Origin of the sequence: Streptomyces sp. NBC_00234, from assembly GCF_036195325.1 — a bacterium.
Classification (GTDB): domain Bacteria; phylum Actinomycetota; class Actinomycetes; order Streptomycetales; family Streptomycetaceae; genus Streptomyces.
In genome coordinates, this window is record NZ_CP108101.1 from 2,224,904 (window position 1) to 2,240,405 (window position 15,502).

The following is a 15,502-nucleotide window of genomic DNA, read 5'->3' on the forward strand; positions in this document are numbered from 1 at the left end:
TTCATCCGATCCAGCGCGTTCAATGACTGCAAACGAGCGAAAGGCCCGGCCGCTCCAGAGGGAGCGACCGGGCCTTTTACCAGGTGAAACGGGTCCTACAGGTGGTGCCGTGTCACTGGGTGCGGTTCTCGCCGCGGTAGTACTCGAAGACCCAGCCGAAGAGACCGATCAGCAGGATCGGGGCCGAGAAGTAGAGCAGCCACCAGCCGAAGATGACGCCCATGAAGGCGAAGGCGCCACCGATGGCCAGCGAGAGCGGCTGCCAGCTGTGCGGGGAGAAGAACCCCACCTCGCCGGCCTCGTCCGCGACATCGGCTTCCTTGTTGTCCTGAGCCATCTCGTCGACCCGGTTGGCCGTGAAGGCCAAGTAGAAGCCGATCATGATGGACAGTCCGAAGGACAGGACCAGTGCGGTGGTACCGACCGGCTCCTTGGACCACACGCCGTACGTGATGGCCATGGCGAGGATGAAGACGCTCAGCCAGATGAACAGCTTGCCCTGGATCTTCACTTGCCTGCCTCCTTGCCACCGGCGAGAGCCTTGTCGGCGTCGGAGTGGTGCTCAAGCTGCTCGAGCGCCGCGATCTCCGGGTGGTGCAGGTCGAACGCCGGGGATTCGGAACGGATCCGCGGCAGCGTGAGGAAGTTGTGCCGCGGCGGCGGGCAGGACGTGGCCCACTCCAGCGAACGGCCGTAACCCCACGGGTCGTCGACCTCGACCTTCTTGCCGTACTTCGCGGTCTTCCACACGTTGTAGAAGAACGGGAGCATCGACAGGCCGAGCACGAACGAGGAGATCGTCGAGATGGTGTTCAGAGCGGTGAAGCCGTCCGCCGCGAGGTAGTCCGCGTAGCGTCGCGGCATGCCCTCGGCGCCGAGCCAGTGCTGCACCAGGAACGTGCCGTGGAAGCCCACGAACAGCGTCCAGAACGTCATCTTGCCGAGCCGCTCGTCCAGCATCTTGCCCGTGAACTTCGGCCACCAGAAGTGGAATCCGGAGAACATCGCGAAGACCACGGTGCCGAAGACGACGTAGTGGAAGTGCGCGACGACGAAGTACGAGTCGGAGACGTGGAAGTCCATCGGCGGCGAGGCCAGGATGACGCCGGTCAGACCACCGAAGGTGAAGGTGATCAGGAAGCCGATCGCCCAGAGCATCGGGGTCTCGAAGGACAAGGACCCCTTCCACATGGTCCCGATCCAGTTGAAGAACTTCACACCGGTCGGCACCGCGATGAGGAAGGTCATGAACGAGAAGAACGGCAACAGCACGCCGCCCGTCACGTACATGTGGTGCGCCCACACCGTCACGGAGAGACCCGCGATGGAGATGGTGGCGGCGATCAGACCGATGTAGCCGAACATCGGCTTGCGGCTGAAGACCGGGATGACCTCAGAAATGATTCCGAAGAATGGCAGGGCGATGATGTACACCTCTGGATGGCCGAAGAACCAGAAGAGGTGTTGCCAGAGCAATGCGCCGCCATTGGACGGGTCGAAGATATGCGCACCGAATTTACGGTCCACTTCGAGCGCGAAGAGCGCGGCTGCCAGAACAGGGAAGGCGAGCAGGACCAGCACACCGGTCAGCAGCACGTTCCAGGTGAAGATCGGCATGCGGAACATCGTCATGCCGGGCGCGCGCATGCAGATGATCGTGGTGATGAAGTTGACCGAACCGAGGATCGTGCCGAAGCCGGAGAAGGCCAGACCCATGATCCACATATCGGCGCCGACACCCGGCGAGCGGACGGCGTCCGACAGCGGGGAGTAGGCGAACCAGCCGAAGTCGGCCGCACCCTGCGGGGTCAGGAAGCCCGCCACCGCGATGATCGAGCCGAAGAGGTACAGCCAGTACGCGAACATGTTCAGCCGCGGGAACGCCACGTCGGGCGCGCCGATCTGCAGCGGCATGATCCAGTTCGCGAATCCGGCGAACAGCGGCGTCGCGAACATCAGCAGCATGATCGTGCCGTGCATCGTGAACGCCTGGTTGAACTGCTCGTTCGACATGATCTGCGTGCCCGGACGGGCCAGCTCGGCGCGCATGAAGAGCGCCATGAGTCCGCCGATGCAGAAGAACACGAACGACGTGACCAGGTAGAGCGTGCCGATCGTCTTGTGGTCAGTGGTGGTCATCCACTTGACGACGACATTTCCCGGCTGCTTGCGCCGTACCGGCAGCTCGTCCTCGTACGAGTCGTCTGCTGCCGCGGCACCCTGAGGTTCGTTGAGGATGCTCACAGTTTGTTCGTCTCCGCATTCCTGGCCGGGTCCGTCTGCTCGATGCCTGCCGGCACGTAGCCCGTCTGACCCTTCTCCGCCAGCTCCTTGAGGTGCTGCTGGTAACGCTCGGGGGAGACGACCTTGACGTTGAAGAGCATCCGGGAGTGGTCGACGCCACAGAGTTCGGCGCACTTACCCATGAAGGTGCCCTCCCGGTTGGGAGTGACCTCGAACGCATTGGTGTGGCCCGGAATGACGTCCTGCTTCATGAGGAACGGCACCACCCAGAAGGAGTGGATGACGTCACGCGAAGTCAGGACGAAGCGGACCTTCTCGCCCTTCGGCAGCCACAGGGTCGGACCCGGGTTGCCGGTCTGCGGGTTACGGGTTCCGGGGACGCCCACGTCGTAGACGCCGCCGGCGCCCTCGGGGAAGTCCTCGCGGTACCGGTCGGGGATGGCGTCGAGCTCCTTGGGGAACTCGTTGCCGGCGGAGGGCTGGCCCTCCACCTTCTCGATGTAGTTGAAGCCCCAGCTCCACTGGTAGCCGACCACATTGATGGTGTGGGGCGGCTTGTCCTCGAGCGCCAGGAGCTTCGATTCATCGCGCGCGGTGAAGTAGAAGAGCACCGAGACGATGATGAGGGGAACCACTGTGTACAACGCCTCGATGGGCATGTTGTACCTGGTCTGCGGAGGGACCTCCACCTTGGTGCGCGAACGCCGGTGGAAGATGACGCTCCAGAGGATCAACCCCCAGACAAGGACACCCGTGACGAGCGCTGCCGCCCACGAGCCTTGCCAGAGGGAGAGGATCCGAGGGGCCTCTTCCGTTACCGGTGTGGGCATACCGAGGCGGGGAAAATCTTCCCAGTTGTACGAACAACCGGAGGCCGTCGCCAGAACCAGGCCCGCAGTCAGCACCTGCGGCAGCTTCCGCCGCATCGGGCGCCGCGACGAGCGGTCGGAGCCGTTGGGACTCACGTAGCGCCTTCCCGAGAGTCTCGCCCGCACGGTCGGCGCGCCCGTCTCTCTGGTCGGTCGCCGGCCCTGACGCGGGCAGGGGTTTGGATGTTTATGCGGACCAAACCCTACTGGACGCTATTTGGGGTCGCGCGGGGAGGGTGCCCAACGCGCCGTCCGACTCCCCGAAGGGATGGAATCCGGGCCTCCGGGGGCCATCTGACGCTCTCTCTCCTGCCCGTGCGGGCATCCCCTTCCGGGATGCGGGCCGGGCGCGGGCTAGCGTGGCGCCGTGCCCTACTTCGACGCGGCCTCCTCCGCCCCTCTGCATCCCGTCGCCCGCCAGGCGCTGCTTGCCTCACTCGACGAGGGCTGGGCCGATCCGGCCCGGCTGTACCGCGAGGGGCGGCGGGCGCGGATGCTGCTGGACGCCGCCAGGGAGGCCGCCGCGGAGGCCGTCGGGTGCCGGCCCGACGAGCTCGTGTTCACCCCTTCGGGGACCCGGGCGGTGCACTCGGGGATTGCCGGGGCCCTTTCGGGGCGTCGGCGTGTCGGCCGCCACCTGGTCGTTTCCGCGGTCGAACACTCGTCGGTGCTCCATTCGGCCGCCGCCCACGAAGCGGCGGGCGGTTCGTTCTCCGAGGTGGGCGTCGACAGGTCCGGCGCGGTCTCCCCCGCCGCCTTCGCCGAGGCCCTGCGCGAGGACACCGCGCTGGCCTGCCTGCAGTCCGCCAACCACGAGGTCGGCACCGAGCAGCCGGTGGCCGAGGTCGCCGGGATCTGCGCCGGGGCGGGTGTGCCGCTGCTGGTGGACGCGGCCCAGTCGCTGGCCTGGGGGCCCGTGCCCGCCGGTTGGTCGCTGCTGGCCGCCAGCGCGCACAAGTGGGGCGGACCGGCCGGGGTGGGGCTGCTGGCCGTGCGCAAGGGTGTCCGGTTCGCCCCTCAAGGCCCCGCGGACGAACGGGAGTCGGGGCGGGCCGCCGGGTTCGAGAACCTGCCGGCGATCGTGGCGGCGGCGGCCTCCTTGCGGGCGGTGCGGGCCGAGTCGGCCGCGGAGTCCGTACGGCTGCGGGCCCTGGTGGACCGGATCCGGACACGGGTGCCGCAGTTGGTGGCCGATGTGGAGGTGGTCGGCGATCCGGTGCGGCGGCTGCCGCACCTGGTGACCTTCTCCTGTCTCTATGTCGACGGAGAGACAGTGCTCCAGGAGCTGGACCGTGCCGAATTCTCCGTATCGTCCGGTTCGTCGTGCACGAGCAGCACCCTGATGCCGAGCCATGTGCTCAAGGCGATGGGGGTGCTCTCGGAAGGGAACGTCCGGGTGTCGCTGCCCATGGGGACCACGGAGGCCGAGGTCGACCGTTTCCTGGAGGTGCTTCCCGGGGTCGTCACCGGCGTCCGGGAACGGCTGGGCGCCCCCGTGTCCGTGGCCCCCTCCCCCGCCCCGGCGGCCTCGCTCGTCGTCGACGCGCTCGGCAAGCGCTGCCCGATCCCGGTGATCGAGCTCGCAAAGGTGATCGGGGACGTACCCGTGGGCGGCACGGTGACGGTGCTCGCCGACGACGAGGCGGCACGCCTCGACATTCCCGCCTGGTGCGAGATGCGCGAGCAGGAGTACGCGGGTGAGGAGCCGGCGGACCGGGGCTCGGCCTACGTGGTCCGCCGGCTCCACTAGGGTCTTTCGTTTGGATCAGGCCGGATCCCGGACCCCGCGAGCCCGGCATGATCCAAACGAGAGGCCCTAGCCGGTACCGGCTGCGCCGTTACTAGGAGAGGTGCGACTGGACCTCGCCGGCGGCCTCGTGGCCGTACGCCTTGGTGAAGCGGTCCATGAAGTGGGTGCGGCGCAGGGTGTACTCCTGCGTGCCGACCGTCTCGATGACGAGGGTGGCGAGCATGCAGCCGACCTGGGCGGCACGCTCCAGGCCGACGCCCCAGGCGAGACCGGAGAGGAAACCGGCGCGGAAGGCGTCGCCGACGCCGGTCGGGTCGGCCTTCTTCTCCTCGTCGGGGCAGCCGACCTCGATCGTCGCCTCGCCGACGCGCTCGATCCGGACGCCACGGGCGCCGAGCGTGGTGACCCGGTGGCCGACCTTGGCCAGGATCTCCTCGTCGGTCCAGCCCGTCTTGGACTCGATGAGCCCCTTCTCGTACTCGTTGGAGAAGAGGTACGTGGCGCCGTCGAGCAGGATGCGGATCTCCTCGCCGTCCATCCGTGCGATCTGCTGCGAGAAGTCCGCGGCGAAGGGGATGCCCCGGGTGCGGCACTCCTCGGTGTGGCGGAGCATCGCCTCGGGGTCGTCGGCGCCGATCGACACGAGGTCGAGGCCGCCCACGCGGTCGGCGACGTTCTTCAGCTCGATCAGCCGGGCCTCGCTCATCGCGCCCGTGTAGAAGGAGCCGATCTGGTTGTGGTCGGCGTCCGTCGTGCAGACGAAGCGGGCCGTGTGCAGGACTTCGGAGATCCGGACGGAGCCGGTGTCGACGCCGTGCCGGTCGAGCCAGGCGCGGTACTCGTCGAAGTCCGATCCGGCGGCGCCGACCAGGATCGGGCGGGTGCCGAGGAGCCCCATGCCGAAGGAGATGTTGGCGGCGACACCGCCCCGGCGCACATCGAGGTTGTCGACCAGGAAGGAGAGGGAGACCGTGTGCAGCTGGTCGGCGACCAGCTGGTCCGCGAAACGGCCGGGGAAGGTCATGAGGTGGTCGGTGGCGATGGAGCCGGTGACTGCAATACGCACGGGGAGGCTGCTCCTGCGGGAAGCGGAGGAACGCGTGAGCGCGACCTCCGGGACGGCGTGACAGTTCACGCTACCCGTTCGCCGCACCAGGCCCGAAAGGGGAAAACTACCCGATAGTAGGGCTTTCTACCTGAGCTCCGGGGTGCGTACGGTGCGGATATGTCGAAGCACATCGCTCCGGGCGAATCCGAGATGAGTCTGGCCGAGCTGCGCGGTGACTGCGCGCGGATGGCGCCGCACTGGGTGGTACCCACGAAGACTGCCACGACGCCGGTGGCCCCGTCCTTGATTCACGGGGTCACGGTGCCTCCCGCGTCGGCCCGGCTCATCGACGCGACGGCCGAGTACGGCGACTGAGCCGGCCGCCGGCCCGGCGGGTCGCGACTCCTCCCGCTCCCGCCGTGGAACCGTGTGCTCCCCTGCTCCGTCCCACCGGTGTCCCCACCCGGGTGACAGGCGGTAAGACCGGCGATGCAGTCGAAGGAGCGATCCGGTGAGCACCGAGCGACCCGACAAGGACGTGTCCGGCCCCGAGCGGCGGCGTTCACCTCTCACCGTTGCCTCGGTGGCGGCTGCGGTGCTGCTCGCCGGGGGCGGCGCCTACTGGGCCGCCGCGGCGGGTGGCGGCGGCGCGGACGGGAGCGCGGCGTCCCGCGGGGACCGCACGCCTCCCCTGCTCTCCCTGGACGTGTCCGCCGACAGCCCCACCGAGCCGTCGAGGGGTATCGCCCCCGGCGAACCGCCGCCCGGCGGGGAGGGAATCGTCTACCGGGCCTCCGGCGAACTGCCCGACGGCCCGGACACGGCGGCCGTCCACCGCTCGACGGGCACGGTGAGCGCGGCGGAGGTGACCCGGCTGGCCCGGGCGCTCGACCTGGAAGGCGCTCCCAGGGCGGAGGGCACCGTCTGGAAGATGGGCACGGACCAGGACGGCTCCGGCCCGGTGCTCCAGGTCGACAAGCAGGCCCCCGGCACCTGGACCTTCGCCCGGTACGCCCCGGGCGGCCCGGACCTGTGCGCCTCCGAGACGGTCTGCACGGACAAGCCGGTCAAGGACCCCACGGCGGGGTCCGTCCCGGTGAGCGAGAAGGCCGCCAAGGCGGCGGCGGCCCCCGTGCTCAAGGCGGCCGGCCAGGACAAGGCCGCCCTCGACGCCGACCAACTGATGGGCTCCGTAAGGGTGGTGAACGCCGACCCGGTGATCGGCGGCCTGCCGACGTACGGCTGGGCGACCGGGATCCAGGTGGGCGCCGACGGCGAAGTGGTGGGCGGCAGCGGACAGCTGAAGGGCCTGGAGAAGGGCGACACCTATCCGGTGGTCGGCGCCGACGACGCGCTGAAGCAGCTGAACGCCGCGTCCGCGGGCGGCGGCGTCTCCGACACCGGCGGCTGCGCCACCCCCGCACCCCTGGAGGGCGAGCAGGCGGTCCCTCCGGCGGACTGCGAGGTGCCGGGTGACACCGCGAAGCCGTTCGAGATGACGGTGGACTCAGCGGTGTTCGGGCTGGCCACGCAGAACGTGGAGGGGAAGCAGACGCTCGTGCCGTCCTGGCTGTTCTCGGTGCGCCCCGCCACGGGCGGACCGCTCAGCACGGTCTCGCAGGTGGCGGTGGATCCCGCCCATCTCGCGAAGCCGGAGCCCCCGGCGCAGACCGGGGAGCGGCGGATCACTTCGTACAGCGCGGACGGCCGGACCCTCACGGTGACGTTCTGGGGCGGCGTGTGCAGCACCTACACGGCGCACGCGGAGGAGAGCGCCGGCCAGGTGCGGGTGTCCGTCACGGAGTCGCAGCCGGACGAGAAGAAGGTCTGCATCATGATCGCCAAGGAACTGAAGCGGACGGTGACGCTGGACGCGCCGATCGGTGACCGAAAGATCGTGGACGCGGCCTCCGGCGCCGCGGTGCCGCGCGCCTGAGCGCGTACGACAGCGGCGGCGGTCCCGGATGCCGGGACCGCCGCCGCTGTCGTGCCGCTGCCGTGGGGCTCAGCTGAACGAGTCGCCGCAGGCGCAGGAACCCGTGGCGTTCGGGTTGTCGATCGTGAAGCCCTGCTTCTCGATCGTGTCGACGAAGTCGATGGAGGCGCCGCCGAGGTAGGGGGCACTCATCCGGTCGGTCACGACCTTCACGCCGTCGAAGTCCTTCACGACATCGCCGTCGAGCGAACGCTCGTCGAAGAAGAGCTGGTAGCGCAGGCCCGAGCAGCCGCCGGGCTGAACGGCGACGCGCAGCGCCAGGTCCTCGCGGCCCTCCTGCTCCAGCAGGCCCTTGACCTTGGCTGCGGCGGCGTCGGACAGGAGGATGCCGTCGCTCACGGTGGTGGTCTCGTCCGATACGGACATCTGCTTCTCTCCCGGGTTGTACGGACTGCTTGCCGACGTTGCAACCGTCTGAGCCTCGGATTCATTCCGGGCCGCCGCTTGCCTGTTCCTTTTCATGCTCGCACACCGCACCGGCGGGGGGATGCGTCACATCGACGCTATCGGCATCGTCAAACTGACACGAAGCGGTTATGATAGATAGCGTCAAATAGACGAAAAGGTTAGCCGCAGAAAAAGAAAGGGTGCGTGACGTGACCACCGCCCAGCCCCTGGATGTACAGCCGACGCCCCTCGCTCTGCTGCTGCTCGGCCGCGAGGCCGACCCGAAGAGCGAGCGGGGCGTCGAATGCCCCGGCGATCTCCCCTCCGCGTCCGACCCGGACCTGGTGGAGCGCGCCCGCGTCGCCAAGGAGAAGCTCGGGGACAAGGTCTTCGTCCTCGGACACCACTACCAGCGCGACGAGGTCATCCAGTTCGCGGATGTCACCGGCGACTCGTTCAAGCTCGCACGGGACGCGGCGGCGCGCCCGGAGGCCGAGTACATCGTCTTCTGCGGCGTGCACTTCATGGCCGAGTCCGCGGACATCCTGACCGGCGACGACCAGAAGGTCGTGCTCCCCGACCTGGCGGCCGGCTGCTCGATGGCCGACATGGCCACCGCCGAGCAGGTCGCCGAGTGCTGGGACGTACTGACCGAGGCCGGCGTCGCCGAGCAGGTCGTGCCCGTCTCGTACATGAACTCCTCCGCCGACATCAAGGCGTTCACCGGCAGGCACGGCGGCACGATCTGTACGTCCTCGAACGCGAAGCGGGCCCTGGAGTGGGCCTTCGAGCAGGGCGAGAAGATCCTCTTCCTGCCGGACCAGCACCTGGGCCGCAACACGGCGGTACGGGACATGGGCATGACCCTGGAGGACTGCGTCCTCTACAACCCGCACAAGCCGAACGGCGGTCTGACCGCCGAGGAGCTCCGCAACGCGAAGATGATCCTCTGGCGCGGCCACTGCTCGGTGCACGGGCGCTTCTCGGTGGAGTCCGTCAACGACGTGCGCGAGCGCATTCCGGGCGTCAACGTGCTGGTGCACCCGGAGTGCAAGCACGAGGTCGTGGCCGCCGCGGACTACGTCGGTTCGACGGAGTACATCATCAAGGCCCTGGAGGCGGCCCCGGCCGGTTCCAAGTGGGCCATCGGCACCGAGCTGAACCTGGTGCGGCGCCTCGCCAACCGCTTCGCGGCCGAGGACAAGGAGATCGTCTTCCTCGACAAGACGGTCTGCTTCTGCTCGACGATGAACCGGATCGACCTGCCGCACCTCGTGTGGACGCTGGAGTCGCTGGCCGAGGGCAACCTGGTCAACCGGATCGTGGTGGATCCGGAGACGGAGAAGTACGCGAAGCTGGCGCTGGAGCGGATGCTGGCGCTGCCGTAGCGGCAGCCCGCCGTCCACGGCCGCGGGACGGACGTACGAGGGCCCCGGCACCGTTCGAACGGTGCCGGGGCCCTCGTACGTGCACAGAGGTCAGGCCCGCGTGGGCTCCGGTTCGTCCGAGGTGGTCTCCTCGGACGGGCTCGGAGCCGGGATGCCGGCCTTCTTGTCGCGCTTGGCGGCCTTCTTCTTCGCGCGGCGCTCCTTGCGGAGCTCGACCATCGCGTACAGCGTCGGCACGAGCAGCAGGGTCAGCAGTGTGGAGGTGATCAGACCACCGATCACGACGACGGCGAGCGGCTGCGAGATGAAGCCGCCGTCGCCGGTGACGCCCAGGGCCATCGGGAGCAGGGCGAAGATCGTCGCCAGGGCGGTCATCAGGATCGGACGGAGCCGGTGACGGCCGCCCTCGACAACCGCCTCGACGACGCCGAGCCCCTGGGCCCGGTACTGGTTGATCAGGTCGATCAGCACGATCGCGTTGGTCACCACGATGCCGATCAGCATCAGCATGCCGATCATCGCCGGGATGCCCATCGGGGTGCCGGTGGCGACGAGCAGGCCGATGGCGCCCGTGGCCGCGAACGGGATGGAGACCAGCAGGATCAGCGGCTGGATCAGCGAGCGGAACGTCGCGACCAGGAGCATGAAGACGATCGCGATGGCCGCCAGCATGGCGAGACCCAGGTTGACGAACGCCTCGTTCTGGTCCTCGGAGACACCGCCGATGGTGGCGGTGGCGCCTGCCGGAAGGTCCAGGGCGTCGATCTTCTTCAGCAGGGCGGCGCTCACCTCACCGGTGTTGTCACTGGTGGGCTTGGCCGTGATGGTCGCGGAGCGCTGACCGTCGATCCGGGTCATGGAGACCGGTCCGGGGACCAGTTCGACCTCGGCGATCTCGGCGAGCCTGACCGCGCCGAGCCGGAGGTCCTTGAGCTCCGCCATGGTGGCGGCCGGACGGGAGGAGGTGACGACGATGTCGCGCTCGGTGTCGTCGAGGATCGCCTTGCCCGACGGCGTGCCGCGCACTGCGCCCGCGACGGCCGCACCGAGGGTGGCGTCGTTGAATCCGGCGGCGGCGGCCTTGTCGTTGGCCTTCACCGAGATGCGCGGGACGCTCTGCGAGAGGTCGCTCTGGACGTCGGTGACGTCGTCGAGTCCGGCGACCGCGGTACGCACCTCTTCGGACGCCTTCTCCAGGACGTCCCCGTCGGCGGCCTTGACCACGACGCTCAGGTCCTGGCTGCCGAAGCCGTCGCCCGCCGCGATCGTGGTGTCACCGATCCCGTCGAGCTTGCCGAGGGCCTCGTCGATCCGCTCCTGGGTGGCGTCGAAGCCGGCCGCGTCCTTGAGGGTCACCTGGTACGAAGCCTGGTTGGCTCCCGTACCGCCGCCGAAGGCCGCCATGAAGCCGGACGAGCCGACCGTGACCTGGTAGTCCTCGACGTTCTTCTCGTCGGCGAGAACCTTCTCGACCTTCCGCGCGGCCTCGTCGGCCGCCGCCAGGCTGGTGCCCGCGGAGAGCTCCTGCTTGATGGACAGGACTTCCTGCTCGCCCTGGTCGAAGAAGTTGGTCTTCAGGAGCGGGACCATGCCGAAGGTGCCGAACAGGACGGCGACGGCGAGGACGATGCTGGTGATGCGGCGCCGGGTCGCGAACCGCAGCACCGGGACGTAGAGCCGCTGGAGCCTGCTGCTCGCTTCCTTCTCCTCCGCCTTGCGGCGGGCCTCCGCCGGGTTCTCCGCGGCGCCCTTGGGGGCGCGCAGGAACCAGTAGGAGAGGACCGGGACCACGGTCAGCGAGACCAGCAGGGAGGCCAGCAGGGCCGCCGTGACGGTCAGGGAGAACGAACCGAACAGCTGGCCGACCATGCCGCCGACCAGACCGATCGGGAGGAACACGGCGACGGTGGTGAGCGTCGAGGAGGTGACGGCTCCGGCCACCTCCCTGACGGCGGTGATGATCGCCGAGTGGCGCTCCTCGCCGTAGCCGAGGTGCCGCTTGATGTTCTCCAGGACCACGATCGAGTCGTCGACGACCCGGCCGATGGCGATGGTCAGCGCGCCGAGCGTGAGCATGTTCAGCGACAGGTCGCGGGTCCACAGCACGATCAGCGCGAGAACGACGGACAGCGGGATCGAGACCGCGGTGACCAGGGTCGAGCGCAGGGACGCCAGGAAGACCAGGATCACGATGACCGCGAAGAGCAGGCCGAGCGCGCCCTCGGTGGTCAGACCGGAGATCGCCTTGGAGACGGCGGGGCCCTGGTCGGAGACGACGGTCAGCTCGGCGCCGGCGCCGAGGTCCTTGCGCAGGTCCGGGAGCTTGTCACGGACGGCGTCCGAGATGGCGACGGCGCTGCCGTCCTTGTCCATCGTCGCCATGACGGCGAGGCTCGGCTTGCCGTTCGTACGGGTGATGGAGACCGCGGTGGACGGCTCCTCCTTCACCGTGGCGACGTCACCGACGCGGACCGGCTTGCCGGGCCTGCCGGTCGCCGGGTTCTGCGGGGCGACCGTCAGGTCCTCGATCTGCTTCAGCGAGGTGTAGCCGCCGCCGACCTGGATCGTGCGGCTCTTGCCCGCCTCGGAGAACGAGCCGCCGGGGACGGTGGCGCCGCCCGCCTGGAGGGCCTGGGACAGCGAGCCGGCGTTCAGACCGGCAGCGGCGAGCTTCTTGTCGTCGGGGGTGACGGAGATCTGGAGGTCCTGGACCCCGTCGACCGACACCTGGCCGACCCCGTCGATGTCGTCGAGTGCGGGGACCACCGTGCGGTCCAGCTGGTCGGCGAGCGCCTGCTGGTCCTTGTCGGAGGTGACGGCGAGGACGACCGTGGGAATGTCGTCCGTCGAGCCGGCGATGACCTGCGGGTCGACGTCGTCCGGGAGCTGGATGCGGGCACGGTTCACGGCCTGCTGGATGTCGGCGACGAGCTGCTTGGTGTCTTGGTCACCGAAGTCGAAGGTCGCCATGATGACGGCGTTGCCCTCGCTGGCGGTCGAGGTGATGCCCTCGACGCCGTCGACGGCCTTGATGGAGTTCTCGAGCGGTTCGACGACCTGCTTCGCGACCACATCGGGGGACGCACCCTGGTAGGGCGCGAGCACCGACACCATCGGAAGTTCGATGGTGGGCAGCAGTTGCTGCTTGAGCTGCGGGATCGCGATCGCTCCGAATACGAGCGCGACGATCGAGATCAGCCCGATCAGGGCCCTTTGCGCGAGGCTGAATCTGGACAGCCAGGACATGGGTGGGTCTCTCTTCTGTGGCGTACGCGGCAGATGGGCGGGCGATCGAAGGGGGACACGCCCCACCCGTTCATACGATCGCCGATCCCCGCGGCCGAATCGTCGGCCCCGGGGGTGCTTTCTTATGCCGCGCATACCGCAGGTGGAGTACACCGCATCTCCACCCCTGGCCCCGACCGCTAGTCGACCCTGGGGCGCACCAGGCCCGATTCGTACGCGATTACCACCAATTGAGCCCGGTCCCGGGCGCCGAGCTTCGCCATCGCCCTGTTCACATGGGTCTTGACGGTGAGTGGGCTGACCACGAGCCGCTCGGCGATCTCGTCGTTGGAGTGCCCGCCGGCGACGAGGACCAGCACCTCCCGTTCGCGCACGGTGAGGGCGGCGAGCCGTTCCGAGTACGCCGCGGCGTCCGGGCCCTCGCCCGAACTCCCGCCCTGGGCGAGGAAGGTGGCGATGAGCCCCTTGGTCGCCGCCGGGGAGAGCAGGGCCTCACCGCCCGCCGCGATACGGATGGCGTTGAGCAGTTCGTCCGGTTCCGCACCCTTCCCCAGGAAGCCCGAGGCGCCGGCGCGCAGGGACTGCACCACGTACTCGTCCACCTCGAAGGTGGTGAGCATGACGATGCGGACATCCGCCAGATCCGGGTCGGCGCTGATCATGCGGGTGGCGGCGAGCCCGTCGGTGCCGGGCATCCGGATGTCCATCAGCACCACGTCGGCGCGTGTCGAGCGGGCCAGCGCCACGGCCTCCGCGCCGTCCGCCGCCTCTCCCACGACGTGCATGTCGGGCTCCGAGTCGACCAGCACCCGGAAGGCGCTGCGCAGCAGTGCCTGGTCGTCGGCGAGCAGCACCTTGATCGGATTCACGCGTGTCCCCCCGTTCCGCCCGTCGCACCGGACGCCTTCTGCTCACCCGTGCGGGCCTTGACCGGCAGGATCGCATGGACGCGGAAGCCGCCGCCGTAGCGGGGGCCCGCGGTGAGGGTGCCCCCGAAGGCGGTGACGCGTTCGCGCATACCGATGAGTCCGTGGCCGCCGCCGTCGCCCTCCTCGGCCCGCGTACCCGCGAAGGAACCCTCGCCCTCGCCCGTCCGGCCCCTGCCGTTGTCGAGCACCGTGATCTCGGCGGTCGCCCCGACCCGTACGACACTCACCTCGGCCTTCGCGCCCGCTCCGGCGTGCTTGCGCACATTGGTCAGCGCTTCCTGGATGACCCGGTAGGCGGCCAGGTCGACGGCGGCCGGCAGCGGGTTCTGGTGGTCGGTGCAGGCCACCTCGACGGGGAGTCCGGCATTGCGGAAGGTGTTCACCAGCTCGCCGAGGACCGCGAGCCCGGGGGCCGGTTCGGTGGGCGCCTCGGGGTCGCCGGACTGACGGAGCAGTCCGACGGTGGCACGGAGTTCGTTGAGCGCGGAGCGGCTGGCGTCGCGGACGTGGGCGAGCGCCTCCTTGGCCTGGTCCGGGCGCTTGTCCATGACGTGGGCCGCCACACCGGCCTGGACGTTGACGAGGGCGATGTGGTGGGCGACGACGTCGTGCAGGTCCCGGGCGATCCGCAGCCGCTCCTCGGCGACCCTGCGGCGCGCCTCCTCCTCACGGGTGCGTTCGGCGCGTTCGGCGCGCTCCCTGATCGCGTCGACGAAGGCGCGCCTGCTGCGGACGGCGTCCCCCGCGGCGCCCGCCATGCCGGTCCACGCGAAGACGCCGAGGTTCTCCTGGCTGTACCAGGGGGCCGAGCCGAAGAACATCGCCGCCGCGGTGAGCACCGTCATGGTCAGCAGGCCGACCCGCCAGGTGGTGGGACGGTCGGTGCGGGAGGCGACGGTGTAGAGCGCGATCACGGCGCTCATCACCACGGGGGCGGGCGGGTCCATCACCACGAACTCCGCCGCGGACAGGGCACCGGTCACGGCGAGCACCGCCATCGGGCTCCGCCGCCGCAGGACGAGCGCCCCGGCGCCCAGCACCATGAGGAGCACGCTGAAGGGTTCGGGGGTGCGGGTACCGAACGAGGGCCCGTTCGCCCCGTGGTTCGGATCGGCGAACGACGCGCAGATCATGCTGACGAGCACGGCCAGGGCGAGCCCCGCGTCGAAGGCGAGGGGATGGCCGCGCAGCCAGCGATGGGCACGCACGAACCCGGTTCCGAGGGTGGTCACGTCGAGCAACGGTACGGCGTGTCGCGCCCTGTCGTGTCCCGGTCGTGCACGGCTTCCGCCACAGCACTGTGCCCCGCGGCCGGCGGACCGGGCGGGGCACAGGAGGGTGCTGGAGCGGGTGGCACGTCAGCCGGGGATCAGACCGTCGTCGCCGAGCATGGCGCGCACCTCTTCGAGGGTCGCGTCGGGCGACGGCAGGATCAGTTCGGACGGCTCCAGGGAGTCGTCCGGCAGGGGTGAACCGAGCTCTCGCACCTTGCCGAGAAGTGCCTGGAAAGTGGAGCGGAAACCTGCGCCGTCGCCGCTCTCCATCTCTGCGAGCAGCTCGTCGTCGAGTTTGTTCAGCTCGGCGACGTGACTGTCGGCCAGCGTCAGCTGACCCTCCCCCATGATCCGTACGATCATGACGTTGC

The 15,502-nt window shown here is 69.2% G+C and carries 13 protein-coding genes; 4 read left to right on the forward strand and 9 right to left on the reverse strand.

Features of this window, described 5'->3' with window-relative positions; genetic code table 11:
* Nucleotides 1-112: 112 nt before the first annotated feature.
* Genes OG230_RS09685 through ctaC form a run of 3 tightly spaced genes read right to left on the reverse strand, consistent with a single transcriptional unit; the run spans nucleotide 113 to nucleotide 3,209 of the window.
* Entirely contained in the window at nucleotides 113-511 is a 399-nt protein-coding gene (locus tag OG230_RS09685) for a cytochrome c oxidase subunit 4 (protein WP_328909744.1), read from the reverse strand.
* Nucleotides 508-2,244: an aa3-type cytochrome oxidase subunit I gene (gene ctaD / locus OG230_RS09690; RefSeq protein WP_328909745.1), complete on the reverse strand. Its 1,737-nt coding sequence runs from the start codon at nucleotides 2,242-2,244 to the stop codon at nucleotides 508-510. The genes OG230_RS09685 and ctaD overlap by 4 nt, the downstream gene beginning before the upstream one ends.
* Nucleotides 2,241-3,209, reverse strand: coding sequence for an aa3-type cytochrome oxidase subunit II (ctaC, locus tag OG230_RS09695; RefSeq protein WP_328909746.1), 969 nt, complete (start codon nucleotides 3,207-3,209; stop codon nucleotides 2,241-2,243). Before ctaC ends, ctaD begins: the two co-directional genes overlap by 4 nt.
* A gap of 271 nt (nucleotides 3,210-3,480) precedes the next feature.
* Between ctaC and OG230_RS09700 the strand changes: the two genes are divergently transcribed.
* On the forward strand, nucleotides 3,481-4,863 hold the full coding sequence (locus OG230_RS09700) for a cysteine desulfurase/sulfurtransferase TusA family protein (protein ID WP_328909747.1): 1,383 nt from the start codon (nucleotides 3,481-3,483) through the stop codon (nucleotides 4,861-4,863).
* A 91-nt stretch (nucleotides 4,864-4,954) separates the two neighbouring features.
* Here the strand turns inward: OG230_RS09700 and OG230_RS09705 are convergent, their stop codons facing one another.
* On the reverse strand, nucleotides 4,955-5,929 hold the full coding sequence (locus tag OG230_RS09705) for a carbohydrate kinase family protein (protein ID WP_328909748.1): 975 nt from the start codon (nucleotides 5,927-5,929) through the stop codon (nucleotides 4,955-4,957).
* Between the two features lie 159 nt (nucleotides 5,930-6,088).
* Here OG230_RS09705 and OG230_RS09710 point away from each other — a divergent pair, with 159 nt between their 5' ends.
* Together OG230_RS09710 and OG230_RS09715 are read left to right on the forward strand one after the other, a co-directional pair.
* Nucleotides 6,089-6,286, forward strand: a complete 198-nt coding sequence (locus OG230_RS09710) for a hypothetical protein (RefSeq protein ID WP_328909749.1) — start codon at nucleotides 6,089-6,091, stop codon at nucleotides 6,284-6,286.
* 136 nt (nucleotides 6,287-6,422) lie between these two features.
* Nucleotides 6,423-7,847: a hypothetical protein gene (locus OG230_RS09715; RefSeq protein WP_328909750.1), complete on the forward strand. Its 1,425-nt coding sequence runs from the start codon at nucleotides 6,423-6,425 to the stop codon at nucleotides 7,845-7,847.
* A 69-nt stretch (nucleotides 7,848-7,916) separates the two neighbouring features.
* On the opposite strand, the gene OG230_RS09720 is transcribed toward OG230_RS09715, so the two are convergent.
* Nucleotides 7,917-8,273 (reverse strand): HesB/IscA family protein, encoded by a 357-nt coding sequence (locus tag OG230_RS09720; protein ID WP_003969624.1) that lies wholly within the window; start codon nucleotides 8,271-8,273, stop codon nucleotides 7,917-7,919.
* Nucleotides 8,274-8,494: 221 nt separating this feature from the next.
* On the opposite strand from OG230_RS09720, the gene nadA reads away from it, so the two are divergent.
* A complete protein-coding gene (nadA, locus tag OG230_RS09725) occupies nucleotides 8,495-9,682 on the forward strand; it encodes a quinolinate synthase NadA (protein WP_328909751.1) in 1,188 nt (395 codons plus the stop codon).
* A 90-nt stretch (nucleotides 9,683-9,772) separates the two neighbouring features.
* Here nadA and OG230_RS09730 read toward each other — a convergent pair whose 3' ends face one another.
* From OG230_RS09730 to pspAA, 4 genes are all read right to left on the reverse strand, one after another.
* Complete coding sequence (locus tag OG230_RS09730; RefSeq protein ID WP_328909752.1) at nucleotides 9,773-12,928, reverse strand: efflux RND transporter permease subunit; 3,156 nt, start codon at nucleotides 12,926-12,928, stop codon at nucleotides 9,773-9,775.
* 179 nt (nucleotides 12,929-13,107) lie between these two features.
* Entirely contained in the window at nucleotides 13,108-13,797 is a 690-nt protein-coding gene (locus OG230_RS09735; protein ID WP_328909753.1) for a response regulator transcription factor, read from the reverse strand.
* Complete coding sequence (locus tag OG230_RS09740) at nucleotides 13,794-15,089, reverse strand: sensor histidine kinase (protein ID WP_328909754.1); 1,296 nt, start codon at nucleotides 15,087-15,089, stop codon at nucleotides 13,794-13,796. The genes OG230_RS09735 and OG230_RS09740 overlap by 4 nt, the downstream gene beginning before the upstream one ends.
* A 126-nt stretch (nucleotides 15,090-15,215) precedes the next feature.
* Nucleotides 15,216-15,494, reverse strand: coding sequence for a PspA-associated protein PspAA (gene pspAA / locus OG230_RS09745; protein ID WP_328909755.1), 279 nt, complete (start codon nucleotides 15,492-15,494; stop codon nucleotides 15,216-15,218).
* Nucleotides 15,495-15,502: the final 8 nt, after the last annotated feature.